Origin of the sequence: Bradyrhizobium sp. AZCC 1693 (assembly GCF_036924745.1) — a bacterium.
GTDB lineage: Bacteria > Pseudomonadota > Alphaproteobacteria > Rhizobiales > Xanthobacteraceae > Bradyrhizobium.
Genome location: NZ_JAZHSD010000001.1, coordinates 1,654,080 through 1,680,471, shown reverse-complemented (window position 1 = coordinate 1,680,471; position 26,392 = coordinate 1,654,080). Strand labels below are relative to the sequence as shown.

Below are 26,392 nucleotides of genomic sequence, written 5' to 3'. Positions count from 1 at the left end.
TGGTGTCTAGTTTGGAACCATCATGCCCGAGTCTGCTCAGTGTGTTCAAGCAAGTGGAAACCACACCGCAAAAGTTGGGCACCGATTTAACGGCTTAGAGCGAAATCTGACGCTAGTTGAATTCACTTTTCGACAGCCCGGCGGCGGTACAAAAGCGTACTGAAAGGCCGGATCTGTTTCCTACGGACGAGGGGAGGGACGGGATGGCAAAAACCGTCCTGATCGTGGAGGACAACGAGCTCAACATGAAGCTCTTTCGCGACCTGTTGGAAGCGCACGGCTATCAGACCTCGGGCACCAGCAATGGTTTCGAGGCGCTCGATCTCGTCCGCAAGCTGCGCCCCGATCTGATCCTGATGGACATCCAGCTTCCGCAAGTGTCCGGGCTCGAAGTGACGCGCTGGATCAAGGACGATCCGGAGTTGCGCGCCATTCCGGTGGTTGCCGTCACGGCATTCGCGATGAAGGGCGACGAAGAGCGCATCCGCGAAGGCGGCTGCGAGGCGTATTTGTCCAAACCAATTTCCGTCGGCAAGTTTATCGAAACCGTGCGGCGTTTTATCGGGTAGGGGTAGGAGTGAGTTTCGATGTCTGCGCGTATCCTCGTCGTCGATGACGTCCCAGCGAACGTCAAGCTGCTGGAAGCCCGTCTGTCGGCGGAATATTTCGACGTGCTGACGGCATCCAACGGTGCCGAGGCGCTCGACCTCTGTTCGCGTTCCGAATGCGACATCATCCTGCTCGACGTCATGATGCCCGACATGGACGGTTTCGAGGTCTGCCGCAGGCTGAAATCCAACCCGGCCACCCATTTCATTCCCGTCGTGATCGTCACCGCGCTGGACAGTCCGTCTGATCGCGTCCGCGGGCTGGAATCCGGCGCCGACGATTTTCTCACCAAGCCGGTGTCCGACATCGTCCTGATCGCGCGCGTCCGTTCGCTGACGCGGCTCAAGATGATGACTGATGAGCTGCGGATGCGCGCCATCACCTCGCTCGAGATCGGCATGGAGGCGCCCGAACGCAGCGCGATCGCCGACAAGGGCGTCGGCGGGCGGATCCTGCTTGTCGACGACCGGCCATCGTCCTACGACCGGCTGGCGCCGATCCTTTCCGCCGAGCACACCATCGACGTCGAAACCAATCCGGCGGAGGCGCTGTTTCACGCCGCCGAGGGCAATTACGACTTGCTGATCGTTTCGCTCAGCCTGGAAAATTACGATGGCTTGCGGCTGTGCAGCCAGGCGCGCTCGTTGGAGCGCACCCGCCAGTTGCCGATTCTCGCCATCTCCGATGCCGACAACAATGCGCGGCTGCTGCGCGGGCTCGAAATCGGCGTCAACGATTATCTCCTGCGTCCCGTCGACAAGAACGAGTTGCTGGCGCGGGCGCGCACCCAGATCCGCAAGCGGCGCTATACCGACCATCTGCGCGACAATGTGCAGAACTCGATCGAAATGGCGATCACCGACGCGCTGACCGGCCTGCATAACCGCCGCTATATGGAAACCCATCTGGCGACGCTGGCCGAGCAGGCCTCGAGCCGCGGCAAGCCGCTCGCGCTGATGATCCTCGACATCGACTTCTTCAAATCGATCAACGACACGTATGGCCACGACGCCGGCGACGACGTGTTGCGCGAATTCGCGGTCCGCATCCGCAAGTCGATCCGCGGCATCGATCTCGCCTGCCGCTACGGCGGCGAGGAATTCGTGATCGTGATGCCGGAAACCGACCTGACCGTCGCCGGCATGGTCGCCGAGCGCCTGCGCCGCTCGATCGCCGGCGAAACCTTTGCGGTCAACAAGGGTACCAAGCGGATCGACGTCACGATTTCAATCGGATTGGCGACGCTGGACCACAAGGGCGAGCCGGTCGCCGACGTGCTCAAGCGCGCCGACTTGGCGCTGTATCAGGCCAAGCACGACGGGCGGAACAGGGTGGTTTCGACGGCGGCTTAACTGTCGTCCCTACGAACGCAGGGACCATAGCCACCGGCGGATGCTTTGTAGAACGGCGTCTGCCACTCTGCTCTAATGAAAGATCACGCGGTATGGGTCCCTGCGTTCGCAGGGACGACGGTGCATTGGTGATTGCCTCAAGCAACAACCTTGGCGTCTTGCTTCACCGCCTCATGCGCCAGCCGCTTGAACTCGAACGAGAACGGGTGAACGAACGCCATCTGGCGCTGCGCCATCATCACGCCGGCCATGTTCTTTTTCGGCGAGATCCACCATTGCGTGCCCGCGACGCCGCCCCAATAGAGTTCGCCTGAAGCGTCGGGGTGATCGAACGCCGAGGGTTTTTGGATCAATCCGCCGGCGACGCTGTACGCCTTGCCGGGCTGTTCGCCCATCAAGGCAAAGCGGATCCACTGGCCATCCGGCAACTGGTTGGTCATCATCTGCGCAATCGTCTCCGGCTTGAGCAGGGTCTTGCCGCCGGACAGCAGGCTTCGGATCAATGCGACCATATCGGGCAGCGTTGAAACCAGTCCGCCGCCGCCACTGAGCCTCGCGATCGGGCGCAGATAGGCGCCGGGGAAGGGCGAGTTGTCGGTTCGGGTCAATCCCGGCTTCATCGGCTCCATCAGGTCGGCGCCGGCATAGTACGCAACGAGCCGTCCCTGATCGTTTTCCGGCACGACGAAGCCGGTATCGACCATTCCGAGCGGATCGAGAATTCGCGCCTGAATGAACTTGTCAAAACTCTGGCCGCTGATGACCTCGACCAGCCGCGCCACGACGTCGGTGGCGAGCGAATATTCCCAGGACGTCCCGGGATGATAGATCAGCGGCAAGCCGGCCAGCACGTCCACCATGTCAGCCAGCGTCGTCATGGGATTGTGCACGCCGCGCTCGTTGAGGGCCTTGTAGATGGCGGTGCCCGGATCGAAAAAGCCGTAGCTCAGACCGGAACTGTGACTGAGCAGCTGACGGATGGTGATCGAGCTCTTCGCCGGCTCGGTGTCATCAAGCGATGTTGCGCCCGCGCGCAGGACTTTTCGATTTCCAAGCTGCGGAATAAACTTTTCAATGGGATCGTCGAGCTTGAGCTTGCCTTCCTCGAACAGCAATAGCGCCGCGCAGGAGGTGATCAGCTTGGTGTTGGAAAAGACGCGGAAGATATGGTCGGTCCGGAGCGGCGTCTGCGCTTCCTTGTCGGCCCATCCGACGCAATTCACGTCGACGAGGTCGCGTCCGACCATGACCGCCCAGGAAATGCCCGATAGCAGGTTGTTGTCGACGTAGCGCTGCATCGCCGCCTGCGCCGGTTTGAAGTCATAACCGTTGGCGGTGATTTTCAGGTCTTCCATTTTCGATTCCTCTATCGCCGCTTTCTCTGGCGTCGTCCCTGCGAACGCAGGGACCCATAACCACCGATGCTGCTTGTAGGAAAAGGTAACTAGCACATCGGCATATCGAAAGGCCACGGCGTATGGGTCCCTGCGTTCGCAGGGACGACGATGGAGGGTGCCTATCGGCGCATCTTGGCTGCGGGTTTCGGCTTCGGCGTGGCGCCGCCAACAGCAACCTTCACCCCGGCATTCCTCAGCAGCACCGTCGCCGCTTCCTTTGCCGCGCGCGCCATTGCCGGATCGTTGCGGACGAGATCCTGCGCGATCGAGCCGTCGACGAGCAAGGCAAGCTGGGTTGCAAGCGCTTCTGCCTGTGCGACGCCGAGCTGCACCAGCAGGTTGCGAAACCAGAGGCGGCGGCTTTCCTTGAAGGCGACGGCAACCTTTCGGACCGACCGGTCTTCGCCGAGTTCGGCGACTGCATTGACGAACGGGCAGCCGCGAAAATCCTTTGCCGAAAAACGCCGCTCCAGCGAATCGAAGGTGCCGAGAATGCTGAATGCGCAGACGCTCGGCATGATCGGCGGCTTCAACGTGCTGGGCAGCCTGTTCTTCGGCTGGGCCGGCCAGCGCTGGAACAAGCTCGCGCTGCTCGGGATGATCTACATCCTGCGCTCGCTCGCGCTGGCCTGGTACTTCGTGCTGCCGGCGACGCCAGCGACCACACTGCTGTTCGGCGCGATCATGGGTTTTCTCTGGATGGGGGTCGGTCCGCTGGTTGCCGGCGCCGTCGCCGAAATGTTCGGCCTGAAATGGCAGGCGATGATTCAGGGTCTCGCTTTCATGAGCCACCAGATCGGCTCGTTCCTCGGCGCTTATGGAGGAGGGCTGATCTACGACTCGCTCGGCTCCTACACCATGGCATGGCGGATCGGCGTCGCGCTCGGCCTGGCCGGCGGCATCATCCAGGTCGCGTTCGCGCTGATCCGGCCGAGCGGGCCGCCGCAGATGCAGACGGCGTAATTTCCGCAAGCGCCTGAATCAAAAACGGGGCCCCGAAAGGGCCCCGTTCAAATCCGTCCGCATGGTTTGCGACGTTACTTGATCTTCGATTCCTTGAACTCGACGTGCTTGCGCGCGACCGGGTCGTACTTCTTCTTGACCAGCTTGTCGGTCATGGTGCGCGAGTTCTTCTTGGCGACGTAATAGAAGCCGGTATCCGCCGTGGAAACGAGCTTGACCTTGATGGTGACCGCTTTGGCCATGTTCAGAACCTCAAATAGGGGGATATCGGGCGCCGGCCAAACCGGCCTGCATTTGCCGCGCAACCTAGCTTCTGATCGCCCAAAGTCAAGGTTTTCGGGGCAGAAACCGGCCAGATTCGGGGTAGAATCGATCCTGTTGCGCGTATTCTGATCGCAAAACCGGTGTCCACTTTTGCGAAAATACCGCGCGTTAACCCTCAAAGAACCGGTTTTTCGGCCTTGGCAGCCCCAAATTCTCCCGCAGCGTGCGGCCCTCATACTCTTTCCGGAAAATCCCGCGCTTCTGCAGTTCCGGCACCACCTTGTCGACGAAATCGTCGAGCCCCGCGGGGAGGAACGGGAACATGATGTTGAAGCCGTCGCTGCCGCGGCTCATCAGCCATTCCTCCATCTGGTCAGCAATGGTTTGCGGCGTGCCAACGAACGATAGCCCGCCGTAGCCACCGACGCGCTGGGCGAGCTGGCGCACCGTGAGCTTGTCGCGCGCGGCGGCGTCGACCAGGCGCTGGCGGCCGCTCTTGGAGGCATTGGTTTCGGGGATCGGCGGCAACTGCCCGTCGGGATCGAAGCCGGAGGCGTCGGTGCCGAGCTGTACCGAGAGCGAGGCGATGGCTGAGTCGTAATGCACCATGCTGTCGAGCTTTGCCCGCTTCTCCTTGGCTTCCTCGACGCTGTCGCCGACCACTACGAAGGCGCCGGGCAGGATCTTCAGATGCTCGGGGTTGCGGCCAATCTTCTCCATGCGGCCCTTGATGTCGGCATAAAGCTTCTGCCCGTCGGCAAGGCTGCCGCCGCCGGTGAACACGGCTTCCGCCGTCTCCGCCGCGAGCTGCCTGCCGTCTTCGGACGCGCCGGCCTGCACGATCAGCGGCCAGCCCTGCACGGGGCGGGCGATGTTGAGCGGCCCACGCACGGACAGATATTTGCCCTTGTGATTGAGCACGTGCATCTTTGAGGGGTCGAAATAAAGCCCGGCCTCGACGTCGCGCACGAACGCGTCATCGGCAAAAGAGTCCCAGAGGCCGGTGACCACATCATAGAACTCGCGCGCCCGCTTGTAACGCTCGGCGTGCTCCATGTGGTCGTCCAGCCCGAAATTGAGCGCAGCGTCCGGATTGGAGGTGGTGACGATATTCCAGCCCGCGCGCCCGCCCGAGATGTGATCGAGCGAGGCAAAACGCCGGGCGACATGGTAGGGCTCGTCGAACGTCGTCGATCCCGTCGCGATCAGGCCGATATGTTCGGTGGCGCCGGCCAGCGCCGACAACAGCGTGAACGGCTCGAACGAGGTCACGGTGTGGCTGCGCTTGAGCGCATTGACGGGCATGTTCAGCACGGCGAGATGGTCCGCCATGAAGAAGGCGTCGAACTTGCCGGCCTCCAGCTTCTGGATCAGTTGCTTGATGCGCGCGAAATTGAAGTTCGCATCGGGCCAGGCGCCGGGATAGCGCCACGCGCCGGTGTGAATGGAGACCGGCCGCATGAACGCGCCGAGCTTGAGTTGCCGCTGTACCATCGCCGCATTCCGTAGCTGTTATTGTTGGGGAAGAGATAGGGAGGCGATCAGGGCAGCGCCATCAAGTCAGCGTGAGAAGAATTTTGCAATTAAAGGGACTGGGGGAGGATATTTGCCGCGACATCGATACCGTCATTGCCTCCGACAAACGCGAAGCGTTTGCGCAAGGGAGCGAAGCGACGAAGCAATCCATTCCTTCTTCGTGCGGAGAAATGCTTCGCTTCGCTCGCAATGACGGGAGAGAGCGGAGGCTTACGTCCCCAACACGTCCTTCTGCATCTTGCCGCCGTAGAAATGAAAGAACGGCACCGGTGCGTCGTGGCGCAGCGGACCGGTGGCGAGGCGGCGGTCGAGTTCGGCGAGGACGTTCTTGGTCATGGCATGCGCGTCGGCGAGCGGTTTTGAGCCGATCTCGACCCACACCAGTTCGACCAATTCGGCATCAGCATGGATCACGCCTTCGACGCGATGGGCGATGCTGGAAGCATCAGCGGTAAAGAAGCGCGTGTCGAAGCGGCGGACGCGGCCGGGCGGGGTGATCGCGCGCGCGATCAGGAACAGGCCGGATGGATCGGGCAGCAGGCCTGCTTCCGCAAACGGTTGCCAAGCGCCCTTGAGCTTGACCGGCTTCTCGACCTTGCATCCAAGGCAAAGGCCGGTTTCCTCGCAGGCTTCGCGGATCGCGGCAACCGCCAGCGCGCGCGCCCGGGATGGCGCGATCTTCGGACTACCCTTCAGAAGGTTGGCTTCGAGTTCGGCGGAGATGGGAGCGGCAACGGGAATGCGGTTGTCCGACTTGTCGACGCGGCCGCCGGGGAAAACATACTTGCCCGGCATGAACACCACCTTGTCGTGGCGCTTCCCGACCAGCACCTTCGGCTTGTCGCCCGAGCGATCAATCAGGATCAGCGTGGCTGCATCCTTGGGCCGGAAATAGGGATGGTGATCGGCTTCTTTTCCTTCTTGTACGGCGGTCGCAGCTTCGGTCATTCCATCCCCGTTTGATGCTCTTGTTCTTTTCGGTTTAGCTTTACGGGCGGAATGTCGCCAGGGGCATTCTCATCAAAGCCATGCATGCGCAATGCCCATTGAAAGCCGACCACCGCGCCCTTGATGGGCTGCAACAGCAGCAGCGATAAAATGAAAGTGAGCGGCAGGTAGATCGCCAGTTGCAGCCACACCGCGGGCGAATAATTGGTTTCGATCCACAGCACCGCCGGTACCACGATGTGGCCGACGATGACGATCACGAGATAGGCCGGCAGATCGTCGGCGCGGTGCGGCGAGAAATCCAGCCCGCAGACCGAGCAATGATCGGCGGTTTTCAGGAAGGCGCGAAACATCTTGCCTTCGCCACACCGCGGACAGCGGCAGCGAAAGCCGCGCCTCATCGCCGTCCAGAGATCGCGCTTTTCGGCGTGCGCGGAATCGCGGGTCCATGTCGTGGGACTTACCGTTTCCATGACTTGCCTTTCTTCGATTTGCCGGGCTTGGCTTTACCGGACTTGCCCTTGTGGGACTTGCGAACCTTGTCGCGCGGGCTGCGGCCCGGATGCGATTTCGACGGCTGTGTCGACGCTTTCGAGCCGTCGCGTTTTCTGCCGCGCGGAATGACCTGGCCTTCCGACAACAGCTCGAACCGCAACGCGCCGGCCACTGGTGCTGCTTCTACCAGACGCACGTCGACAACGTCACCCAGCCGGTGCATGGCACCGCTGCGTGAGCCGACGAGCGCGTGGCGCGTCTCGTCGTAATTGTAGTACTCCGTGCCGAGCGTGCGGATCGGGATCAGTCCGTCGGCGCCGGTATCCGAAAGCTTCACAAACAGCCCGGCGCGGGTAACGCCGGAAATACGGCCCTGAAACGTCGCGCCGATGCGATCGGCGAGGAAATGCGCGATCAGCCGGTCGGCCGTCTCGCGCTCCGCTTTCATCGCGCGGCGCTCGGTCACGGAAATCTGCGCCGCGACCTCGCTGAGTGTTTCCAGCGTCTCGGTCTCCGGCAACGCGCCTTCGCCGAGGCCGAGCGCACGGATCAGCGCACGATGCACGATCAGGTCCGCATATCGCCTGATCGGCGAAGTGAAATGCGCATAGCGGCGAAGGTTGAGGCCGAAATGGCCATAATTCTCCGCCGAATATTCCGCCTGCGCCTGCGAGCGCAGCACCACCTCGTTGACCAGCGGCTCGTAATCCTCGCCGCGAACCTGGCCGAGTACCCGATTGAACAGAGCAGGGCGCAACGCACCTGTCTTGGCGAACGGCAGATCGAGCGTTTTCAGAAACTCCTGGAGGTTATGAACCTTCTCCAGCGTCGGCTCGTCATGCACCCGATAGATAAGCGGCAACGCTTTCTTTTCAAGCATTTCGGCTGCGGCGACGTTGGCGAGGATCATGAACTCCTCGATCAAACGGTGGGCGTCGAGCCGCTCGGGGACGATGACGCGATCGACGGTGCCGTCGGGCTTCAGCTGGATCTTTCGCTCGGGCAGATCGAGATCGAGCGGGTCGCGCTCGTCGCGGGCGAGTTTCACGAGCGCATAGGCCACGTAGAGCGGCTTCAGGATCGGCTCGAGCAGCGGGCCGGTGGTATCGTCGGGCCGACCGTCGATCGCAGCCTGTACCTGCGCATAATGCAGCTTGGCGGCCGACCGCATCAGCACGCGATGAAAGCTGTGCGACCGTTTGCGGCCGTCGGGGCCGATCACCATCCGCACCGCGAGCGCGCCGCGCGGCTCTCCGGGCACCAGCGAGCAGAGATCGTTGGAGATGCGCTCGGGCAGCATCGGGACCACGCGATCCGGAAAATACACCGAATTGCCGCGCGTCAGCGCGTCACGATCCAGCGCCGAGCCCGACCGAACGTAGAAGGCGACGTCGGCAATGGCGACATGGACGATGTAGCCGCCCTTGTTGTTCGGGTCGAGGTCAGGCGCGGCGTGCACCGCGTCGTCATGGTCTTTCGCGTCGGGTGGATCGATGGTGACGAGCGGCAAATCGCGCCAGTCCTCGCGGCCCTTCAGCGCCGCAGGCTCGGCGGCCTCGGCTTCGCGCAAGGCGGAAGGAGAGAAGGCCTGCGGAATTTCGTGGGCGTGGATCGCAATCAGGCTGATCGCCTTTTCGCTCGATAGCGAGCCGAGCCGCTCCTTCACCTTGCCGGAAGCGAGGCCATAGCCGCGCGAGCGAACCAGATCGACGCTCACGAGGTCGCCGTCCTCGGCGCCGGCGGTGTCCGATGGCGCAATGTTTAGTTCACGCCCGGCCTGCTTCTTGTCGACGGGAACGAGCAGGCCGCCGCCACCAGGCAGCTTGCGGAAGATGCCGAGCAGGCGCGTCCGGGCTTGATCGATGATCTTGATGATTCTGCCGCGATAGGGGGCGCCTTCGCCCTCATCAGCCTTTTCGATCCGCAACAGGGCTCGGTCGCCGACACCCGCAGCGGTGCCCGGTTGCAGACGGCGCGGGACATGGATGCGGATCTTCGGCGCGGGGCCTCCCTCTTCTGTGTCCCATTCGGTGGGAGCGGCGAGCAATTCGCCGTCGGTGTCGCGTCCGGTGATGTCGGCGATCACGGTCGGGGGCAGAACGGCCGTCTCGTGGATCTTCCGCCCGCGCTTGGCGATGGCGCCTTCGTCGGCGAGCTCGCGCAGGATGCGCTTCAGCTCGGCGCGGTCGGCATTCTTCAGGCCGAACTCGCGAGCGATTTCCCGTGTGCCGATCTTGCCTGGATGGGCACGGATAAAGGCAACGATGGCGTCCCGGCTCGGAAAGCCAGGGTCGTGTTTTCTCTTCACTTATCCCCGGGCCTTGCCCGCGCTCTTCTTCGCAGGCGTCTTGGGTGCAGTGGCGGGCTTCGCCGCCGACGTCTTGGCGGCGGACGCGACCGGCGCGCGCGCCTTGCTGACGGCATCCGATTTCGGCTTCGCCGCAGCCTTCTTCGCTGGCGCCTTCTTGGCAGCCTTCGGCGCGTCGGGATCGGCAGCCTTGGCTGCGGCCTTCTTCGGCGCGGCCTTCTTCGCTGCAGCCTTCTTGGCGCCGCGCTTCGGCTTGCCGCCGCCCTTGGCCGCGCGCTCGTCGATCAGCGCGATGGCCTCGGCAAGGGTGATCGTCTCCGGCGTCTTGTCGCTCGGGATCGTGGCGTTGACGCCGCCGGCCGTGACGTAGGCGCCGTAGCGACCGCTCTTCACCGCGACGCCGCCAAGGCTAGGATGCTCGCCGAGCGGCTTGCCCGGGTCAGCGCCGAAGCGGCGGCCGCTCGGTCCCTTGGCGATCTTTTCCGCGATCAGCGTCACCGCGCGATTGAGCCCGATGTCGAATACCTCGTCACCGGCTTCCAGGCTCGCATAGGTCTTTTCGTGGCGCACGAACGGGCCGAAGCGGCCGATGCCGGCGGTGATCGCCTCGCCGGTCTCCGGATGTTTTCCGATTTCACGCGGCAGCGACAGCAGTTTCAACGCCAGTTCGAGCTCCATGTCGCCGGGCGACATGTTCTTCGGGATGCCGGCGCGCCGGGGCTTTTCGCCCTCGGCATAATCCTTCTGCTCGCCGAGCTGGATGTAGGGACCGAAGCGTCCGGCCTTCACCGTCACGTCGAGATCGGTTTCCGGGTCCTTGCCGAGGACGCGATCGGCGCTCGCCTCGCTGTCGGCGGCGAGCGGACGGGTGTAGCGGCATTCCGGATAGTTCGAGCAGCCGACGAAAGCGCCGAATTTTCCGGCCTTCAGATTGAGCCTGCCGGTGCCGCAGGTCGGGCACTGCCTGATATCACCGCCATCCGCGCGCGGCGGATAGATGTGCGGCCCCAGCATGTCGTCGAGCGCGTCCAGCACCTCGGCGACACGGAGATCCTTGATGTCGTTGACGGCGCCGATGAAGCCGCGCCAGAAGTCCTGCAGCACCTGCTGCCAGGAAATCTCGTTGTTGGAGATGCGGTCGAGTTGTTCTTCCAGATCAGCGGTGAAGTCATACTCGACATAGCGCAAGAAGAAGTTTTCGAGGAACGCGACCACGACGCGGCCCTTGTCCTCGCCATGCAGCCGCTTTTTTTCCAGCTTGACGTAGCCGCGGTCTTTGAGGACCTGCAAGATCGAGGCGTAAGTCGAGGGACGGCCGATGCCGAGCTCTTCCATCCGCTTGACCAGCGACGCTTCCGAAAAGCGCGGCGGCGGTTCCGTGAAGTGTTGCGTGACGGCAAGAGCCTGCCGTTTCAGCGCTTCGCCCTCGCTCATGGCGGGGAGGCGGCGCGAATCCTCGTCGTCGCCGTCGTCGTCCTTGCCTTCCTGGTAGAGCGCGAGGAAGCCGTCGAACTTGATGACCTGGCCCGAGGCGCGCAGATCCAGCACGCGGGAACCGGCTTTCGCCGCGATGTCCACGGTGGTGCGTTCGAGTTCGGCCGACTCCATCTGGCTCGCGATGGTGCGGATCCAGATCAGTTCATAAAGTTTCGCCTGATCGGTATCGAGGCGGCGGCGCATCTCGGCGGGCCGTCGCGACAAGTCGGTCGGGCGGATCGCTTCATGCGCTTCCTGCGCGTTCTTGGCCTTGGTCTGGTACTGGCGCGGCGCGTCCGGCACGTAGGCGTTGCCGTAATCCTCGCCGATCACCTTGCGGGCCTGCGTGATCGCGGAACCGTCGATCTGCACGCCGTCGGTTCGCATATAGGTGATGAGGCCGGTGGTCTCGCCGCCGATATCGATGCCTTCATAGAGCCGCTGCGCGATCCGCATCGTGTGCGCCGGCGCAAAGCCGAGCTTGCGGCTCGCTTCCTGCTGCAGCGTCGAGGTGGTGAAGGGCGCCTGCGGATTGCGGCGCGCGGGCTTTGCTTCCACGGTCGAAACCGTGAAGTTCGCCGCTTCAATGGCCTTCTTCAAGTCCTCGGCTTCGGCGCCGGAGCCGATGTCGAGCCGCTGGATCTTCTTGCCGTCGGCGCCGACGAGGCGCGCCTCAAAACTGTCGCCGCGTGGCGTCGTCAGCGTCGCAACCAGCGACCAATATTCGCGGGGGACGAATTTCTCGATCTCGAGTTCGCGGTCGCAGACCAGCCGCAGCGCGACCGACTGCACACGGCCTGCCGAGCGCGCGCCCGGCAGCTTGCGCCAGAGGACAGGCGAGAGCGTGAAGCCGACCAGATAATCCAGCGCCCGGCGTGCCATATAGGCGTCGACCAGCGCACCGTCGATCTGGCGCGGCGCCTTCATCGCATCCGTCACCGCCTGCTTGGTGATGGCGTTGAACACCACGCGCTCGATCTTTTGATCTTTCAGCGCGCGCTTCTCTTTCATCACCTCCAGTACGTGCCAGGAGATCGCTTCGCCCTCGCGATCAGGGTCGGTTGCGAGAATCAGTCGGTCGGCGCCCTTCAGCGCCTTGGCGATGTCGTTGAGTCGGCCGGCAGCCTTCGGGTCGACCTCCCAGATCATCTGGAAATTCGCGTCCGGATCGACGGAACCGTTCTTGGCGGGGAGGTCGCGAACATGGCCGAACGAGGCCAGAACCTCGTAGGAGGCGCCCAAATACTTGTTGATAGTCTTGGCTTTCGCCGGCGACTCCACGATGACGATATTCATGTCATTCCAATGGCTTGCGGGAAAAGATAAAGGTGGGTTCCGCGAGACTCGCGGCCCACCGATTGGACCCGAACATGGGTAGTGAGGCGGCCCCTGTCAAATGTATAGATGCCGTCAGGGAACCTTTGGGGGCGACTTTTAATCTGTCGGGTTGCGAAATACGCGCTAGAGTTGCGCCACCAAAGGGGTTATTTTTGGGCAATATTGTATTTAATTGGATGCAAGTTTTTTGAGCAAGGCTGGAGGCGGCCGGAAGCGGAAAGCTTCAGGCAAACGTCGGGACTCGCCACCCGAGGAACGCACCGCTGAACGAGGTGAGGAGGGCGGCCCCGACGAGGCCGTGGCCTTCATCGCGGAGACCGTTGCCGAATTGGTCAAGCTGGCGGAGCGCCACCGGCTGGAGGTGCTCAGCCATCTGCTCGGCATGGCGCAGCTCGAGGCGGAAGAGCGCCTGCGCACCCGGAGCAAACACAAGCTGTCGTGAGTGCTCGGTCATGCCCGGCCTGGTGCCGGGCTTCCACGGTCTTTCCGCCATCGTGCAAGAAAGACGTGGATGGCCGGGACATCTGGCGCGAAGACGCGCTTCGCGCTTCTGCCCGGCGGTCGCGCCGGTCGGTCATGTCGCGTGAATATTTGTCGCAGGTGCGAGGACACCTTTTAGGAGCAGAATAGGGCTTGGCGTTTGTAGAGGGAGGCCGATATGCCCAACGCCGTTCATATCTCGCCGTCGACCCCTGTTTCGTCCGCCTCGCATCACTCCGATACGCACGAACTTGTGTCGGTCGCGTTGTTTTCGGGAGCAGGCCTTCTGGTTTCGCTCATCGTGGTTTTGATGAGCATGCAGAATTTCTGGGCTTAGCTCCGCACTGGATCCGCGACGCCAGCCCGCCGTCTGGCGACGGCGGGCTGTGCAGCAATGGATCATGCCGCGTTGAGATTGCTTGCCGCCTCCAATGCATCAGCCACGGCTTTTTCACGGTACTCGGGACCGATCTGGATGCCGTCGGCGGAAATGAATTCGGGGCTCTTGATGCCGATGAAGCCGAACACCCAGCGCAAATAGGTTTCGAGATGCTCGCCGACAGCGGTCGGCGTGCCCGGGCCATAAAAGCCGCCGCGCGAGATCGCGACGATGACGCGCTTGTTGCCTGCCAGACCTTCGACGCCCTGCGCGCCGTACTTGAACGTCTTGCCCGCGACCAGGATGCGGTCGATCCAGGCCTTGAGCTGGCTTGGAATCGTAAAATTGTACATGGGTGCGCCGAGCACGATGATGTCTGACGCAAGAAACTCCTCCAGCGCGCTCTGACCCGCGGCGATGTCGGCCTGCAGGGCGATCTCCGGCGCAGCGCCCTGGCCGGCGGCGAGGTGCGAACCGGTGAGATGCGCCAACGGCACGAGCGTGAGGTCGCGATAGCTGATGTCCAGGCCCGGATTGGCCTTGCGCAGCCGTTCGACGATGGCGGCAGAAACCTGGCGGCTGACGGAATGGGGGCCGAGAACGCTGGAGTCGATGTGCAGAAGTTTCATGGTTGATGTCACCCTTTGGTATAGATTTGTAACTGGCGCTATATGAGTGACCGTGGCAAACCCCCGCAAGAACGCACATTTTTTACACCCGAGCACATCCATGAGACCCGAGCACAAGAATGTGCCTGCCATGCCTCCGGGCCCGCATGCCGAGGGCAGCTGCCGCGCGGTAGCTTCCGTGCTGGCCCGCGTAGGCGATAAGTGGAGCGTGTTGGTGATCATGATGCTGATCGACGGGCCGATGCGCTTCAACGAGCTCAAGCGCAAGATCGGCGGCATTTCGCAGCGGATGCTGACGCTCACCTTGCGCGGGTTGGAGCGCGACGGGCTGGTCACGCGCACGATCTTTCCGACCATCCCACCGCGGGTCGACTACGAGCTAACCGATCTCGGCCGCGGGCTGGCGCAGCCGGTGCAGGCGCTCGGCCAATGGGCGTTCGCGCATCTGCCGGAGATCGAGGGCGCGCGGACGAATTTCGACGCGCGCAATGAGAAGGGTTAGAGCAGCGACACCAGCCCGCCGCCATGGCGCTCCAGCCGGCCGGCGAGCTCGAGTTCGAGCAGCACCGTGCGAACGATGGTGGCTGATAGCCCCGACATCCGGATCAGATCGTCGAGGCTGACCGGGCTTGGCCCGAGCAGGGCGACGACGCGTTCGCGTTCGCCCGGATCGGTGTCGAAGTCGAGCGGCGCGTCATCGCCTTCACGCGCCTCGAGCACGATCGGCCGCTCCATGATCGGCGCCACCGCATTGATGACGTCACTGGCTTCGGTGACCAGGGTTGCACCCTGCTTGATCAGATCATTGGTGCCGGCGGCGCGCGGGTCGAGCGGCGAGCCGGGCACCGCAAAGACTTCGCGGCCCTGTTCGGCGGCCATCCGCGCCGTGATCAGCGAGCCAGAGCGGTGCGCGGCTTCGATCACGACGACGCCGAGCGACGCGCCCGAGATCAGGCGATTGCGCCGGGGAAAATCGCGGGCGCGCGGCACGTGGCCGAGCGGCATTTCTGAAATCGCGCCGCCTTGATCGAGCAGGGCGGCGAGCAAGTCCTCATGCTCCGGCGGATAGATCCGGTCGTGACCGCCGGCCAGCACCGCGACCGTGCCGCTTTCGGCTGTCGCGCGATGCGCGGCCTGATCGATGCCGCGCGCCAGGCCTGAGATGACGACGAAGCCGGCGTCGCCGAGATCGCGCGCCAGTTGGCCGGCGAATTTCAGCCCGGCGCCGGAAGCGTTGCGCGAGCCGACGATCGCGATCATCGGCCGGATCAGGACGTCGGGCGCAGCGCGTACACGCACGCCGAGCAAGGGAGGCGCATCCTCAAGCGTTGCCAGCCGCGGCGGATAGGCGGCTTCGCCGGGCGCGACCAGCGTGACGCCGATCCTTTTCGCCGCGGCGATCTCAGCCCGCGCTTCCTCCTCGCTGCAGATGCGCCCCGAACGATTAGCGCCGCCGCGCCGCGCCAGATCGGGCAGCCGCTCCAGCGCCGCGCGCGCATTGCCGAAATGATTGAGGAGCGAATAAAAGGTTCGCGGCCCGACATTGTCGCTGCGGATCAACCGCAGCCGGTCGACCCGGTCGGTCTCGGAGAGGTGGGGTATGCTGATCGCGTCCAAATTCAGCTCCGTGCTTCGGCAGCATGAAGCAACCTGAGCGCGTGGGCAATGGTCTTGCAAGGGGCAGAGCACCCGGTCACATTGAATGTGTCCCGATCAGTCAGGATGTCAGGAATGCACGTTGAACCCGTCGAAATATACTCGGATACGACGAACGCGGCGGTCATGCGATATCCGGGCCGCCATTTTCCGGGTTTCTTGATTCAGGGCGACAGCCTCTACGTTCTCTGCCGGCGCGCCGACGAAGTGTGTGCATCGATCGGGCGTGGCGCGCCGGGTTTCGACGCGGCCAATGAACTGAGAAATGCATTGTGGGCCTCGCTTACCCACTACAAGACAGTCCTGGTCGAGCACCAATTGCCTCTTCCGTTCAGCGAGGCGCCTCTCACCTAGTTAGGCAATACCATGATCTCACTTGCTGCCCTCCAGCGCCGCATCGATGCCGGCGAACTTTCACCCGCCGACGCCGTCGCGCAGTCGCTGGAAGCGATCGCCGCGCAGGAGAAGACTATCGGCGCTTTCGTCTGCCGTGCCGAAAACGTCCGCGCGCAAAGCGCCGGGCCGCTGCGCGGCATTGCGGTCGGCATCAAGGACATCATGGATACGGCGGATTTCCCGACCGAAATGGGCTCGCCGATCTACCGGGGATATCGGCCGCGCGGCGATGCGGCTGTGGTGATGATGCTGAAGCAGGCGGGCGTGACCATCGTGGGCAAGACCACGACCACCGCATTCGCCTCCATCGACCCGACGCCGACGCTCAACCCGCACAACCACGGTCATACGCCCGGCGGATCATCGTCCGGTTCGGCGGCAGCGGTGGCGGCCGGCATGATCCCGCTCGCACTGGGAACGCAGACCGGCGGTTCGGTGATCCGCCCCGCGTCGTTTTGCGGCGTCGCCGCGATCAAGCCGTCGTACCGCCTGCTGCCGACGGTTGGCGTGAAGTGTTATTCGTGGACACTCGATACGGTCGGCCTGTTCGCGGCCGGCGTGGACGACGTGGCGCGCGGGCTTTCCGCAATGACGGGCCGGCCCGAATTGCTGCTGCCGCCCAGCATTTCGACGCCGCGCATCGGCATCGTGACGCAGGATTTTGCGGGTGCGCCGGAAGCGTCAGGCGCGGAGGCACTGCAGATTGCGGCGCGCGCGGCGGAACGCGCCGGCGCTTCGGTGCGGGCGCTTGATTTGCCTGAGATCATTGCGGAGGCGTGGCAGGCCCATCCGGTGATTCAGGAATTCGAGGCGCATCAGGCGCTGGCTTGGGAATACCGCGAAAATTACGATGCGATGGCGCCGCTGCTGCGCGCACGGCTCGACGAGAGCAAGGGGACGACACCGGCCGCCTATGACGAGGCGATGGGCATAGCGAGCCGCGCCAGACACGCACTGGCAAAAGTGTTCGAAGAGGTCGATGTGCTGCTGACCTTGTCGGCGCCCGGCGCTGCGCCACAGGGTTTGAGTTCGACCGGCGACGCCCGTTACAACCGGCTATGGACGTTGATGGGCGTACCTTGCGTCAATGTTCCCACGCTCATCGCGGACGGCGGATTGCCGGTCGGCGTGCAGGTCATTGCACGATATGGCGCTGATGCCGCGGCACTGGCGGCGGCGCGCTTCGTCGAGGACGCGCTAAAGCGGCAATGAGACCGCCGGGCGTGGTCCGTCGATTTCGGGAAGTCAATCCAAATTTATTTGAGCAAAACGACGCAACCTGACTGAGGGAACGCCGACAAACAGAGCTCACAAGGACGGTTTTTTCGGCAGGAACGACAATCAGGCATGCCTCAATCTCACTTCTTTCCGGCAGGCGAGGCGCTCGGCGATTTCGCCGAAGCGATCTGGGACGCCGATTTCGACGATGCGCGCTCGGCCCGCGCACTCACGATAAAGGTCTTGCCGACGACGTCGCCCGTCCTGATCGTGCACTATCGTGCGGCGATGACGGCGGCGCATCGGCCTCGGTACAAGCGCACCGCCAATGGGATGCAAACCAGGGCGATGACCCTGCGTCCCAGTGGTCCGCTCGGCGTCGTGCTGGTCCGGCTGAAGGCCGAAGAGTCTTGCCGCGTGCTCGGCTGCGATCTGGCCGATATGACCGATGCCAGCGTGGAACTGTCAGACATTTTTGGAGACCGCGAGGCATCCTTGCTGGAAGAAATGCTTGCGGAAGCTGAGCATGCGGAAGCGCGCGTGGCGCGAATGCGGCAGTTCCTGCGCGACCGGGTCGCCGCCAACCGGTTCGATCCTGTCGTCCATCGCGCGATCCGTGCGCTCAAGCAGGATCCAGCGGTCTCGATGAAAGACCTCGCCTCGCGTCTCGACGTCGGCGAACGCAGCCTGCAGCGCCGCTTCAAGACGCTGACCGGCATCAGCCCGAAGCAGTTCGCCCGTGTCGCGCGGATGGAAAAGGTCATCGCCACGCGCCTGAAGGGCAACGATTGGGCCGACGTCGCCTATGCGGCCGGCTACAACGACCAGGCGCATCTGACCAACGACTTCAGGTCGCTGGTCGGTGCACCGCCCCAAGCGTTCTTTCGCGGCACGCTGGCTGCCGAACGCCGCGGCTGGAACGCACAACTCGCGGTGTCGGGTTTTTACAATACATTCGTAACCTAGCTCATTAGGCAGCGCATCTCCGGGGCCGGTGGACGGCATGAAATGAGGAGATGGATAATGCTGACCGAAATCAAGCGCGGAACGAAGCTGCGCAACGCCTTCAACAAGGAGACGTTCGTGTTCTCAGGCCCGGTCGATGACCCGGCGGTGGCCCGTTTCGAGGTCATCCTGGAAAAAGGCGGTTCGGGCGGCGGGAACGCGCTGCTTCATGTCCATCCCGGTGCGGACGAGCATTTTGCGGTGAAGTCGGGCCGCATCAAAATTGTCGTCGAGGGCAGGGAACAGATTGTCGAGAGCGGCGAAACCGCGGTCGTGCCACGCGGCAAGCCGCACTTCTTTGCCAATGCCGGCGACGGTGCGGCCGAGTTGGAGATCGAGTTCAGGCCGGCGCAGCAGCAGCTTCGCTTCTTCGCGAATTTCGCAACCCTTGCCGCGCATCGGACCGAGTGGTTTTCCAGCAAGGGTGATCCGAATTTTCTCATGATCGCGCTGGTGCTGCACACCTATCGCGACCACCTCTATCTCGCGGGCCCGCCGATCTTCCTGCAGAAATTCATCTTCGCAGTGCTGGCGCCGGTGGCGAAGCTCTGCGGGTACCGGATGGCGATCGAGCCGCTCCGCGAAGAGCGGCAGCTCGCGCCGAGCCCGGCCGAGTAGGGCCCGGGGCGCCCGTCCTACTTCGCCCCGATCCGCCCTTCGGTCCCGGCCTGCAGCCGCTTGATGTTCTCGCTGTGCTTCCAGAACAGCAGCAACGTCAACACGACGAACAGTGACGCCAGCGCGGGGTGGCCGAACCACCACAGGAACAGCGGCGTGACGAAGGCTGCCACCAGCGCCGAGAGCGAGGAGTATCGCGTGGTGAAGGCGGTAGCCAACCAGATCAGGCAGAACATCAGGGCCGCCGGCCAGAACAGGCCGATCAGCACGCCGATATAGGTGGCAACGCCTTTGCCGCCGTTGAATTTGAGCCAGACCGGGAAGAGGTGGCCGAGGAAGGCGCCGAGCGCGGCCAGCATCGCCGCGTTTGCGCCGCCGCAATAGCCGGCGATGATGACCGCGATCGTACCCTTGAGCATGTCGCCGATCAGGGTGGCCGCGGCGAGGCCCTTGCGGCCGGTGCGCAGCACGTTGGTGGCGCCGATATTGCCGCTTCCGATCGAGCGCAGATCCTGCGTGCCGGCGAGTTTGGTCAGCACCAGGCCGAACGGGATCGAGCCGAAGAGATAGCCGAGCAGGAAGGCGACGATGAGGAATGCGTCAGACATGGCGGTAGCTCCCACCGCGGCCCGTTTCGCACGAATCAGACATGTTCATAGACCGTCCGCCCGCCCACGATAGTACGCACGACGCGCCCCGAGAAGCGGGCTTCATCGAACGGCGTGTTCTTGCACTGCGATTTCAGGTCGGCGGGATCGAGCACCCAGGGCGTATCGGCATCGATCACGATGACGTCGGCCGGGGAACCCGCGCGCAGCGAGCCGCCGGGGAGGCCAAGCAGTTCCGCAGGCCGTGTCGACATCGCCCGGATCAGCGTCTTGAAATCCATCTCACCGTTGTGGATCAGCCGCAGGGCCGCCGGCAGCATGGTCTGCAGCCCGACCGCGCCGGCCGCCGCTTCGGCGAACGGCAGCCGCTTGACCTCGACGTCCTGCGGGTTGTGATCGGACATCACGACGTCGACCAGGCCGGAGGCGACGGCCGCAACCAGCGCGAGGCGGTCCTCCTCGGTGCGCAACGGCGGCGACAGTTTCAGGAAGGTCCGGTAGGGCCCGATATCGTTTTCGTTCAGCGTGACGTGGTTGATCGACACCGATGCGCTGACATAGAGGCCGGCGTCGCGCGCGCGCTTGAGGATTTCCAGCGACTCGATCGAGGACAGCGAGGCGGCGTGATAGCGCCCGCCGGTCAGCGCCACGAGGCGCATGTCGCGCTCCAGCATGACAGCTTCGGCGGCGTTGGGAATGCCGGCCAGGCCGAGCCTCGCTGCGAATTCGCCCTCGTTCATCACGCCTTCGCCGACCAGGTCGGGGTCTTCGGTGTGGTGCACGATCAGCGCGTCGAAATCGCGGGCATAGGTGAGGGCACGGCGCATCACCTGGGCGTTGGTGACGCTTCGGTCGCCATCGGTGAAAGCGACGGCGCCGGCGGCTTTCAGAAGCCCGATCTCGGTCATCTCCTCGCCGCCCAGGCCCTTTGTCAGCGCAGCCATCGGGTGGATGTTGACGATCGCGGTGTCACGGGCGCGGCGCAGCACGAAGTCCACCGTCGCCGAATTGTCGATGACGGGCGAAGTATCCGGCTGGCAGATGATGGTGGTGATGCCGCCGGCGGCTGCCGCCTGGCTGGCGGAGGCAAACGTCTCGCGGTGGCTGGCGCCGGGCTCGCCGACAAAGGCGCGCATGTCGATCAGCCCGGGGGCGACGATCTTGCCCGCGCAATTGATGATGTCGGTGCCCTCTGGCACGCCGGCCGCGCCGATGCCGCGCTTGGAGTCGCGGATGGTGCCGTCGGCAATCAGGACGTCGCCGGGGCCGTCGAAATCCCTTGAGGGATCGACGACGCGGGCATTGGCAAGCAGGATCGGGCGTCGTTCGGTCAGCATCTTAAGCATTCGGCAGGTTGCGGGCGAGTGCTTCGAGCACCGCCATCCGCACCGCCACTCCCATTTCCACCTGTTCGCGGATCAGCGATTGGGCGCCATCCGCCACGATCGAGTCGATCTCGACACCGCGGTTCATCGGCCCCGGATGCATCACCAGCGCGTCCGGCTTGGCGTAAGCGAGCTTCTTCTGGTCGAGACCGAAATAGTGGAAGTACTCCTGGCTCGACGGCACGAACGAGCCGTTCATGCGCTCGCGCTGCAACCGCAGCATCATCACGATATCGGCGCCATTGAGGCCTTCGCGCATGTCGCGCGCGACTTCGACGCCCATCCGCTCGATGCCGCGCGGCAGCAGCGTGGAGGGGGCGACGACGCGGACGCGGGCGCCCATGGTGTTGAGCAGGAGGATATTGGAGCGCGCCACGCGGGAATGCATCACGTCGCCGCAGATCGCGATCACGAGCCCTTCCAGCCGGCCTTTGTTGCGGCGGATGGTCAGCGCGTCGAGCAGCGCCTGGGTCGGATGTTCGTGAGCGCCGTCGCCGGCATTGATCACGGAACCGTCAACCTTGCGCGCCAGAAGTTCCACCGCGCCGGAGGCGTGGTGCCGCACCACCAGGATGTCGGGGTGCATGGCGTTGAGCGTGACAGCCGTGTCCATCAGCGTCTCGCCCTTGCGGATCGAGGATGAGGATACCGACATGTTCATGACGTCGGCCCCTAACCGTTTCCCCGCCAGCTCGAACGAGGATTGGGTTCGGGTCGAGGCCTCGAAAAACAGGTTCACCTGGGTGCGACCGCGCAAGCTAGTGCGCTTTTTGTCCACCTGGCGATTGAGCTCGACATATTCCTCGGAAAGGTCGAGCAGGCCGGTAATATCGGCAGCGGAAAGCCCCTCGATTCCCAGCAGATGCCGGTGCCCGAGGACGAAGGTCGATTTCGATGCAGGGGTCATTAAAGCCTTGCTATAGGCAGAGATGCCACGCAGGGCAAGCGTCAAATCCCGCGTGCGGACTTATCCACTAGCGCTTCGGCGACAGGGTAAACGGCGCCTGCCGGTGTTTCGTGCCGCTGGTTTCCGCTAGGGTGGCCGCGATGCATCAAGCCCTGAAGAACGCGCGGCATTTCATTCAATCCGTCCGGATGTTGCGGGCATTGGCGATCGTCGGCAGGGCTGCGGGAAGGCGGATGGCACTCGCGGCGATATTCGCGGCGGGTTGCCTGGCGAGCGCCGCCGCGCAGGCGCCAAAACTGCCCGCCGGCTTCGTCTATCTGCGCGATATCGATCCGACCATCATTCAGGACATGCGCTACGCCGGCGCCAACAATTTCGTCGGCCGTCCCCTCAAGGGGTATCAAGCCGCCGAATGCGTGGTGAAGCGCGAGGTAGGCGTGCTGCTGAAGAGCGTTCAGGAAGAACTTGCGCTGCAGAACCTGTCGCTGAAGATGTTCGATTGCTACCGGCCGACGCGCGCGGTTGCCGACATGGTGACCTGGTCGCGCGATGGCAAGGAGACGGTGGCCGGAAAGCGCTACAATCCGGCTTTCAGCAAGGCCGACCTGTTTCGGCTGGGGTACATCGCTACCCATTCGGGCCATTCCACCGGCGCCGCGCTCGACCTCACTTTGGTCGATCTGAAAGCCGATAACTCGGCCGTGTTCGATCCTGCGAAGAATTATGGCGACTGCACCGCCAACGTGAGCCTTCGCGCGCCGGACGGCAGCGTCGACATGGGCACCGGCTATGATTGTTCCGACGTCAAGTCACACACGGCGGCGAAATCCATCACCGCGGCCCAGCGCCGCTGGCGGGAGAAGCTGGTTCTGGTGATGGCGCGGCGAGGATTTGTAAACTATTCGAAGGAGTGGTGGCACTTTTCGCTGCCGGGAGCGGGCGGGCAGGCCTATGATTTCCCGATCACACCGCGGAAGTGATTCAGGGTTCCAGGACCAGCCATGAGCCAGGCAACATTTGCGACCCACGAGGTCTTCAACCAGTCGCCGCCGTTCGAAGATGTCGATCTCTATGCGGTCGACCGGCCATTGGTCGAGGCGGTCGCCGCCAATGGCGGCGCTACGGCCGAGAGCGGGTTGTCAGAATTCGGCAGGCATTGGGGCTCGGCGGCGATGGCGGAGCGCGGCCGCATGGCCAACGAGAATAACCCGAAACTGCGCACCTTCGATGCCAGAGGCAACCGCCGCGACGAGGTCGAGTTTCATCCCGCCTATCACGAATTGATGGCGCATAGCGCGCATGCCGGCGTGCACAATTCGACGTGGAGTGCGGCAGGCAAGCCGGCCGGTGGCGCGTCGGAGGTGATCCGCGCGGCGAAATTCTACCTGGCCTCGCAGGTCGAGACCGGACATCTCTGCCCGATCACCATGACGCGGGCCTCCGTCGCCGCCCTGGCGGAACAGCCCGATCTGCTGGCCAGGGTGATGCCGGTGCTCGGCACGCGGTCCTACGATCCGGCCTTTGCGCCGTGGTGGACCAAGCGGGGCATGACGCTCGGCATGGGCATGACCGAGAAGCAGGGCGGCACGGATGTCCGCTCCAACATGACGTGGGCGGAGCGCGACGGGGACGCCTACCGTATCATCGGGCATAAATGGTTCATGTCGGCGCCGATGTGCGACGGCTTCCTGGTGCTGGCGCAGGCGGAGGAGGGACTGAGTTGCTTCCTGATGCCGCGCTTTGCGCCCGACGGCTCGATCAACGCGATCCGGTTCCAGCGGCTGAAGGACAAGCTCGGCAACCGCTCGAATGCTTCCTCTGAGGTAGAGTTTCACGGCGCCTATGCCGAACGCGTCGGCGCCGAGGGCAAGGGGATCCGCACCATCATCCAGATGGTGCAGTTGACGCGGCAGGATTGCGCGATTGCTTCCGCCGGCCTGATGCGATCGGGCCTTGCGCATGCGCTGCATCATGCGCGGCACCGCAGCGTGTTCCAAAAGCATCTCGCCGATCAGCCGCTGATGCAGGCGGTGCTGTCGGACATGGCGCTGCATGTCGAGGCGTCTGTCGCGCTGGTGATGCGGCTGTGCCGGTCGTTCGACCGTGCGCCCGTTGACGCCAAGGAAGCCGCCTATATGCGGCTGCTGACGCCGGCCATCAAATACTGGGTGTGCAAGAGCGCGCCGGGCTTTCTCTATGAGGCGATGGAGTGCCTCGGCGGCAATGGCTACGTCGAAGAGGGTATTCTGGCGCGGCACTACCGGGAGTCGCCGGTCAATGCGATCTGGGAAGGCTCCGGCAATGTGATGTGCCTCGACGTGCTCCGCGCGCTGTCGCGCGATCCGGAAGTGGCGTCCAGCATCGTGCATGAACTGACCGGTGAGACGCTCGGATTGCCGGGCGCGGGTGAGGTGATCACCTTCATCGGCAAGGCGTTCCGCCGGCCGGACAGCGAACGTGTGGCGCGGCTGGCGGTCGAAAAGCTGGCGCTGCTAGCGGCTTCTGCAGCGCTCAATGCCGTGTCGCCGCGGCATGCGCAGTTGTTCGCAGCCACGCGCCTTGCCGGGAATCACGCCGGCATGTACGGCGCGGTCGATCTGGCCAATGACGATATAAGAGGCCTGCTGGAGCGCGCGCTGCCGTGAATACGTCGCACCCGCCGTCACGGCCAGCATGACAAAGAGAGAATGGTCTCACCAATGAAAGCCATCTGATGGATTCCCTCACTCCCGCAAGCGCCGTTGCAGTTCCACAAGCGATTCCCGATCAGCGGCCGCCGCGCGTCTGGAAGTTCTGGGGCACCGCGCTGTGGGGCTTGTTCATCTTTGTCGGGATGTTCCTCGGCCAGGTCGCGGTCATCGTCTACTTTGTGTTGCGGAAGGGCGGATCGTTCGACGTCGCCGAAGCGATCCATGTCGTCGGCGGCGGTCTGACCATCTCGCTCTCGGTCATCCTGGGATTGCCCGCCGTGCTGCTGGCGACGTGGATCGCGATCCGTCCAACGCGGATATCTTTCACCGATTATCTGGCGCTGCGCTGGACCTCATGGCGCAATTTCTTCATCGGCGTCGCGGCGCTGGTCATCCTTGTCGGCGGCTGGGACCTGCTGTCGCGGGCGCTCGGGCGCGAGGTGACACCGGGCTTCATGGGCGAGGTGCTGAAATCCGCGCAAGCCGACGGCGCGCTATGGCTGCTCGTGATCGCGTTCTGCGTCGCCGCGCCGATGTGGGAAGAGATATTTGCACGCGGCTTCCTCTATCGTGGCTGGTCGGAATCAAGGCTCGGCGTCGCCGGCGCCATCTTCCTGTCGTCGCTGGCCTGGACCTCGCTGCATCTGCAGTATGACTGGTTCTGCTTTGGCGAGGTGTTTTCTATCGGCCTGTTGCTGGGCTATCTGCGTTATCGCACCAATTCGACCTGGCTGACGATCGTCCTGCACGGCATCAATAATCTGGCCGCGACGATTCAGACGTTTTGGCTGGCCGGATCGGGCTAGCACATCGCAGCGAGCGCAATCGCAACCGGCATCGTCACCGCCGCCAGAATCGTCTGCAGCGTGATGATCTGCGCCAGCAGCGGTGCGTCGCCGCCCATTTGCCGCGCCAGCACATAGGAGCTTGATGCTGTGGGTACCGCTGAACAAATCGTCACGACGGCGAGGTTGGAATCGGCAATTCCAAATTGCAACGCCAGTGCGACGGCGATCACCGGCATGAGCACCAGCTTGAGGAACACGGCGACGCTGGCGGCGAGGCTGGGCCTGAACAGGCCTTCGAGATGCAGGCCGGCGCCGGTTACCAGGAGGCCGATGGCGAGGGAGGAACGCCCGAGCGCGTCCGCCACCTCGTGCCAAAGCCTGGGCAGCGGAATGTGGGTGACGTTGAGCGCCAGCCCGATCGCGCAGGCCCAAATCAGGGGATTGCGCACCACCGTCATGACAATTGACGCGGCCGGACGCTTTTCCGGCGAGGCGTAATGGGCAAGCACCGCAATACTGAGCACGTTGACCAGCGGGACGATGGCGATCATCGCGACGGATGCCAGCGCCAGCCCGAGATTGCCGAACAGGCTGCCGGACACGGCGAGTGCGACATAGGTCTGCCAGCGTGTCGCGGCCTGGAACATCGAGCTAAAGGCGGGACCGTCAACGGCGGCGCGAGCGAGCAGGGGGCGTAGTGCAAGACAGAGCAGCGACATCGCGAGCGCCGATAGCAGCAGGGCGCCTCCGACGCCGCCAACTGGCACCGTGCTCAGATCGGCCTTGACCAGCGTCTGTACCAGAAAGACCGGGAGCAGCACGTAGTAAGTTAGCCGTTCCAGCCCATGCCACTGCGTCTCGGGCCGTATCAGGGTCCGCTTCAAGATGAAGCCGAGCACGATCAGCAAGAACACCGGCAGCAGCGCCGCAATGACGACCGCCATCGC

Annotated in this window: 25 protein-coding genes and 1 pseudogene; 12 read left to right on the top strand and 14 right to left on the bottom strand. The window is 63.7% G+C overall.

Translation table 11 applies throughout. From position 1 onward, the window contains the following. The first annotated feature begins 203 nt into the window (after nucleotides 1–203). Entirely contained in the window at nucleotides 204–569 is a 366-nt protein-coding gene (locus tag V1293_RS08300) for a response regulator (protein WP_027538546.1), read from the top strand. 18 nt (nucleotides 570–587) lie between these two features. After that, nucleotides 588–1,961: a PleD family two-component system response regulator gene (locus V1293_RS08295; protein ID WP_334508342.1), complete on the top strand. Its 1,374-nt coding sequence runs from the start codon at nucleotides 588–590 to the stop codon at nucleotides 1,959–1,961. Nucleotides 1,962–2,098: 137 nt separating this feature from the next. Here V1293_RS08295 and V1293_RS08290 read toward each other — a convergent pair whose 3' ends face one another. Continuing rightward, entirely contained in the window at nucleotides 2,099–3,316 is a 1,218-nt protein-coding gene (locus V1293_RS08290) for a serine hydrolase domain-containing protein (protein ID WP_334508340.1), read from the bottom strand. Between the two features lie 161 nt (nucleotides 3,317–3,477). Continuing rightward, nucleotides 3,478–3,876: a hypothetical protein gene (locus tag V1293_RS08285; RefSeq protein ID WP_442894217.1), complete on the bottom strand. Its 399-nt coding sequence runs from the start codon at nucleotides 3,874–3,876 to the stop codon at nucleotides 3,478–3,480. Between V1293_RS08285 and V1293_RS08280 the strand changes: the two are divergent. Beyond that, a pseudogene (locus V1293_RS08280) lies at nucleotides 3,851–4,321 on the top strand (MFS transporter); the annotation flags it as partial. The gene V1293_RS08285 and the pseudogene V1293_RS08280 sit on opposite strands and share 26 nt — an antisense overlap. Before the next feature lie 74 nt (nucleotides 4,322–4,395). Here the strand turns inward: V1293_RS08280 and rpmG are convergent. From rpmG to topA, 6 genes are all read right to left on the bottom strand, one after another. Beyond that, nucleotides 4,396–4,563, bottom strand: a complete 168-nt coding sequence (rpmG, locus tag V1293_RS08275) for a 50S ribosomal protein L33 (RefSeq protein WP_027537094.1) — start codon at nucleotides 4,561–4,563, stop codon at nucleotides 4,396–4,398. Between the two features lie 190 nt (nucleotides 4,564–4,753). Beyond that, on the bottom strand, nucleotides 4,754–6,079 hold the full coding sequence (locus V1293_RS08270; RefSeq protein WP_334508338.1) for an LLM class flavin-dependent oxidoreductase: 1,326 nt from the start codon (nucleotides 6,077–6,079) through the stop codon (nucleotides 4,754–4,756). Nucleotides 6,080–6,331: 252 nt separating this feature from the next. Then, the gene (locus V1293_RS08265) at nucleotides 6,332–7,069 is read right to left on the bottom strand and encodes an NUDIX hydrolase (RefSeq protein ID WP_334508336.1); all 738 of its coding nucleotides are present in this window, start codon (nucleotides 7,067–7,069) and stop codon (nucleotides 6,332–6,334) included. Further along, nucleotides 7,066–7,542, bottom strand: a complete 477-nt coding sequence (locus V1293_RS08260) for a DUF983 domain-containing protein (protein ID WP_334508334.1) — start codon at nucleotides 7,540–7,542, stop codon at nucleotides 7,066–7,068. The genes V1293_RS08265 and V1293_RS08260 overlap by 4 nt, the downstream gene beginning before the upstream one ends. Then, nucleotides 7,530–9,872, bottom strand: a complete 2,343-nt coding sequence (rnr, locus tag V1293_RS08255; protein ID WP_334508332.1) for a ribonuclease R — start codon at nucleotides 9,870–9,872, stop codon at nucleotides 7,530–7,532. The genes V1293_RS08260 and rnr overlap by 13 nt, the downstream gene beginning before the upstream one ends. Then, a complete protein-coding gene (gene topA / locus V1293_RS08250; RefSeq protein WP_334508330.1) occupies nucleotides 9,873–12,644 on the bottom strand; it encodes a type I DNA topoisomerase in 2,772 nt (923 codons plus the stop codon). A 229-nt stretch (nucleotides 12,645–12,873) separates the two neighbouring features. Here topA and V1293_RS08245 point away from each other — a divergent pair, with 229 nt between their 5' ends. Then, the gene (locus V1293_RS08245; RefSeq protein ID WP_334438741.1) at nucleotides 12,874–13,128 is read left to right on the top strand and encodes a hypothetical protein; all 255 of its coding nucleotides are present in this window, start codon (nucleotides 12,874–12,876) and stop codon (nucleotides 13,126–13,128) included. 437 nt (nucleotides 13,129–13,565) lie between these two features. Here the strand turns inward: V1293_RS08245 and V1293_RS08240 are convergent, their stop codons facing one another. Beyond that, entirely contained in the window at nucleotides 13,566–14,174 is a 609-nt protein-coding gene (locus tag V1293_RS08240) for an FMN-dependent NADH-azoreductase (protein ID WP_334508328.1), read from the bottom strand. A gap of 100 nt (nucleotides 14,175–14,274) precedes the next feature. Between V1293_RS08240 and V1293_RS08235 the strand changes: the two genes are divergently transcribed. Further along, nucleotides 14,275–14,676, top strand: coding sequence for a winged helix-turn-helix transcriptional regulator (locus V1293_RS08235; RefSeq protein WP_334508326.1), 402 nt, complete (start codon nucleotides 14,275–14,277; stop codon nucleotides 14,674–14,676). Here the strand turns inward: V1293_RS08235 and dprA are convergent. Continuing rightward, complete coding sequence (dprA, locus tag V1293_RS08230) at nucleotides 14,673–15,791, bottom strand: DNA-processing protein DprA (protein ID WP_334508324.1); 1,119 nt, start codon at nucleotides 15,789–15,791, stop codon at nucleotides 14,673–14,675. The two genes, V1293_RS08235 and dprA, sit on opposite strands and share 4 nt — an antisense overlap. A 114-nt stretch (nucleotides 15,792–15,905) precedes the next feature. Here dprA and V1293_RS08225 point away from each other — a divergent pair, with 114 nt between their 5' ends. From V1293_RS08225 to V1293_RS08210, 4 genes are all read left to right on the top strand, one after another. Then, a complete protein-coding gene (locus tag V1293_RS08225; protein ID WP_334508322.1) occupies nucleotides 15,906–16,184 on the top strand; it encodes a DUF6959 family protein in 279 nt (92 codons plus the stop codon). A 12-nt stretch (nucleotides 16,185–16,196) separates the two neighbouring features. Continuing rightward, entirely contained in the window at nucleotides 16,197–17,438 is a 1,242-nt protein-coding gene (locus V1293_RS08220; protein WP_334508319.1) for an amidase, read from the top strand. A 135-nt stretch (nucleotides 17,439–17,573) separates the two neighbouring features. Further along, nucleotides 17,574–18,410 (top strand): helix-turn-helix domain-containing protein, encoded by an 837-nt coding sequence (locus V1293_RS08215; protein ID WP_334508317.1) that lies wholly within the window; start codon nucleotides 17,574–17,576, stop codon nucleotides 18,408–18,410. 57 nt (nucleotides 18,411–18,467) lie between these two features. Next, nucleotides 18,468–19,067 (top strand): cupin domain-containing protein, encoded by a 600-nt coding sequence (locus V1293_RS08210; RefSeq protein ID WP_334508316.1) that lies wholly within the window; start codon nucleotides 18,468–18,470, stop codon nucleotides 19,065–19,067. A 17-nt stretch (nucleotides 19,068–19,084) separates the two neighbouring features. Here the strand turns inward: V1293_RS08210 and plsY are convergent, their stop codons facing one another. From plsY to V1293_RS08195, 3 genes are read right to left on the bottom strand one after another with little or no spacing between them, the layout of a single operon-like run. Next, nucleotides 19,085–19,675: a glycerol-3-phosphate 1-O-acyltransferase PlsY gene (gene plsY / locus V1293_RS08205; protein WP_334508315.1), complete on the bottom strand. Its 591-nt coding sequence runs from the start codon at nucleotides 19,673–19,675 to the stop codon at nucleotides 19,085–19,087. A 35-nt stretch (nucleotides 19,676–19,710) separates the two neighbouring features. Further along, nucleotides 19,711–21,012, bottom strand: coding sequence for a dihydroorotase (locus tag V1293_RS08200; RefSeq protein WP_334508313.1), 1,302 nt, complete (start codon nucleotides 21,010–21,012; stop codon nucleotides 19,711–19,713). A gap of 1 nt (nucleotide 21,013) precedes the next feature. Continuing rightward, nucleotides 21,014–21,967, bottom strand: coding sequence for an aspartate carbamoyltransferase catalytic subunit (locus V1293_RS08195; protein ID WP_214493129.1), 954 nt, complete (start codon nucleotides 21,965–21,967; stop codon nucleotides 21,014–21,016). Nucleotides 21,968–22,200: 233 nt separating this feature from the next. Between V1293_RS08195 and V1293_RS08190 the strand changes: the two genes are divergently transcribed. The 3 genes from V1293_RS08190 to V1293_RS08180 all read left to right on the top strand — a co-directional run bounded on the left by V1293_RS08190 (nucleotide 22,201) and on the right by V1293_RS08180 (nucleotide 25,463). Continuing rightward, the gene (locus V1293_RS08190; protein WP_334516663.1) at nucleotides 22,201–22,947 is read left to right on the top strand and encodes a M15 family metallopeptidase; all 747 of its coding nucleotides are present in this window, start codon (nucleotides 22,201–22,203) and stop codon (nucleotides 22,945–22,947) included. A 21-nt stretch (nucleotides 22,948–22,968) separates the two neighbouring features. Continuing rightward, nucleotides 22,969–24,612, top strand: a complete 1,644-nt coding sequence (locus tag V1293_RS08185; protein ID WP_334508311.1) for an acyl-CoA dehydrogenase family protein — start codon at nucleotides 22,969–22,971, stop codon at nucleotides 24,610–24,612. A 68-nt stretch (nucleotides 24,613–24,680) separates the two neighbouring features. After that, a complete protein-coding gene (locus V1293_RS08180; protein ID WP_334508309.1) occupies nucleotides 24,681–25,463 on the top strand; it encodes a CPBP family intramembrane glutamic endopeptidase in 783 nt (260 codons plus the stop codon). Here V1293_RS08180 and V1293_RS08175 read toward each other — a convergent pair. Further along, nucleotides 25,460–26,389 (bottom strand): AEC family transporter, encoded by a 930-nt coding sequence (locus V1293_RS08175; protein WP_334508307.1) that lies wholly within the window; start codon nucleotides 26,387–26,389, stop codon nucleotides 25,460–25,462. The two genes, V1293_RS08180 and V1293_RS08175, sit on opposite strands and share 4 nt — an antisense overlap. Between the last annotated feature and the right edge of the window lie 3 nt (nucleotides 26,390–26,392).

What these genes read in the sequence shown, in the direction of transcription:
- V1293_RS08285 (WP_442894217.1), bottom strand. Translation starts at nt 3,876, where the DNA reads ATGCCGAGCGTCTGCGCATTCAGCATTCTCGGCACCTTCGATTCGCTG.
- V1293_RS08190 (WP_334516663.1), top strand. Translation starts at nt 22,201, where the DNA reads ATGGCACTCGCGGCGATATTCGCGGCGGGTTGCCTGGCGAGCGCCGCC.
- plsY (WP_334508315.1), bottom strand. Translation starts at nt 19,675, where the DNA reads ATGTCTGACGCATTCCTCATCGTCGCCTTCCTGCTCGGCTATCTCTTC.
- V1293_RS08295 (WP_334508342.1), top strand. Translation starts at nt 588, where the DNA reads ATGTCTGCGCGTATCCTCGTCGTCGATGACGTCCCAGCGAACGTCAAG.
- V1293_RS08175 (WP_334508307.1), bottom strand. Translation starts at nt 26,389, where the DNA reads ATGGCGGTCGTCATTGCGGCGCTGCTGCCGGTGTTCTTGCTGATCGTG.
- V1293_RS08265 (WP_334508336.1), bottom strand. Translation starts at nt 7,069, where the DNA reads ATGACCGAAGCTGCGACCGCCGTACAAGAAGGAAAAGAAGCCGATCAC.
- V1293_RS08210 (WP_334508316.1), top strand. Translation starts at nt 18,468, where the DNA reads ATGCTGACCGAAATCAAGCGCGGAACGAAGCTGCGCAACGCCTTCAAC.
- V1293_RS08235 (WP_334508326.1), top strand. Translation starts at nt 14,275, where the DNA reads ATGAGACCCGAGCACAAGAATGTGCCTGCCATGCCTCCGGGCCCGCAT.
- V1293_RS08215 (WP_334508317.1), top strand. Translation starts at nt 17,574, where the DNA reads ATGCCTCAATCTCACTTCTTTCCGGCAGGCGAGGCGCTCGGCGATTTC.
- V1293_RS08240 (WP_334508328.1), bottom strand. Translation starts at nt 14,174, where the DNA reads ATGAAACTTCTGCACATCGACTCCAGCGTTCTCGGCCCCCATTCCGTC.
- V1293_RS08260 (WP_334508334.1), bottom strand. Translation starts at nt 7,542, where the DNA reads ATGGAAACGGTAAGTCCCACGACATGGACCCGCGATTCCGCGCACGCC.
- V1293_RS08290 (WP_334508340.1), bottom strand. Translation starts at nt 3,316, where the DNA reads ATGGAAGACCTGAAAATCACCGCCAACGGTTATGACTTCAAACCGGCG.
- V1293_RS08185 (WP_334508311.1), top strand. Translation starts at nt 22,969, where the DNA reads ATGAGCCAGGCAACATTTGCGACCCACGAGGTCTTCAACCAGTCGCCG.
- V1293_RS08270 (WP_334508338.1), bottom strand. Translation starts at nt 6,079, where the DNA reads ATGGTACAGCGGCAACTCAAGCTCGGCGCGTTCATGCGGCCGGTCTCC.
- topA (WP_334508330.1), bottom strand. Translation starts at nt 12,644, where the DNA reads ATGAATATCGTCATCGTGGAGTCGCCGGCGAAAGCCAAGACTATCAAC.
- rpmG (WP_027537094.1), bottom strand. Translation starts at nt 4,563, where the DNA reads ATGGCCAAAGCGGTCACCATCAAGGTCAAGCTCGTTTCCACGGCGGAT.
- V1293_RS08180 (WP_334508309.1), top strand. Translation starts at nt 24,681, where the DNA reads ATGGATTCCCTCACTCCCGCAAGCGCCGTTGCAGTTCCACAAGCGATT.
- V1293_RS08225 (WP_334508322.1), top strand. Translation starts at nt 15,906, where the DNA reads ATGCACGTTGAACCCGTCGAAATATACTCGGATACGACGAACGCGGCG.
- V1293_RS08200 (WP_334508313.1), bottom strand. Translation starts at nt 21,012, where the DNA reads ATGCTGACCGAACGACGCCCGATCCTGCTTGCCAATGCCCGCGTCGTC.
- V1293_RS08195 (WP_214493129.1), bottom strand. Translation starts at nt 21,967, where the DNA reads ATGACCCCTGCATCGAAATCGACCTTCGTCCTCGGGCACCGGCATCTG.
- V1293_RS08300 (WP_027538546.1), top strand. Translation starts at nt 204, where the DNA reads ATGGCAAAAACCGTCCTGATCGTGGAGGACAACGAGCTCAACATGAAG.
- V1293_RS08220 (WP_334508319.1), top strand. Translation starts at nt 16,197, where the DNA reads ATGATCTCACTTGCTGCCCTCCAGCGCCGCATCGATGCCGGCGAACTT.